The sequence below is a fragment of the Vibrio sp. 2132-1 genome, assembly GCF_033344315.1.
On the sequence record NZ_JAWPON010000289.1, the window covers coordinates 1 to 732 of the forward strand.

Consider the following 732-nt stretch of genomic DNA (forward strand, 5'->3'; position numbering starts at 1 on the left):
CCGGTTCAATCTCGCGCTCTAAAAGGCATGGACTCTTTGCTATCTATTGTACAAATGCCAAAAGGCATTGCTGTCGGCACGTTAGCGATTGGCGAAGCGGGCGCTGCAAACGCGGGCATCTTAGCGGCACAGATCCTAGGCACTCATGACGAAAGCATCATGGCGAAGGTAGAAGCGTTCCGCAATGAACAGACGGAAACCGTACTGGCTAACCCAAATCCAGCTGAGGATTAATCAGATGCATGTACTGGTTCTCGGATCAGGTCAGTTGGCTCGCATGATGTCTCTGGCTGGTGCACCACTGAACATCCAAATCTCGGCTTACGATGTCGGTAGCGGTAACGTTGTCCATCCTCTTACCCAACAGGTGCTTGGTCATGGTTTGGAAAATGCCATTGAACAAGTGGATGCGATCACCGCAGAATTCGAACATATTCCTCACGATGTACTCGACATCTGTGAATTAAGTGGCAAGTTCCTCCCTAGTACCGCAGCCATCAAAGCAGGCGGTGACCGCCGTGTTGAAAAAGCGCTACTCGATAATGCTGGCGTGCGTAATGCAAAGTACTACGTGATTGAGACACGTGAAGATTTTGAACGCGCAATTGAACATGTTGGCATGCCTATGGTGCTGAAAAGTGCATTGGGTGGCTACGATGGTAAAGGCCAATGGCGCTTGAAAGAAGCGGCTCAGATCGAGACGATCTGGACAGAAATGGCGGAGTGCATTGC

General features: G+C 50.4%; 2 protein-coding genes. Both read left to right on the forward strand.

The features are described 5' to 3' along the window. Nucleotides 1–234 (forward strand): AIR carboxylase family protein (locus tag R8N47_RS24975; RefSeq protein WP_318186078.1); only part of this gene is annotated, 234 nt, incomplete at its 5' end. Between the two features lie 4 nt (nt 235–238). Further along, the coding region (locus R8N47_RS24980; RefSeq protein ID WP_318186079.1) for an ATP-grasp domain-containing protein at nt 239–732 on the forward strand (494 nt) is incomplete at its 3' end.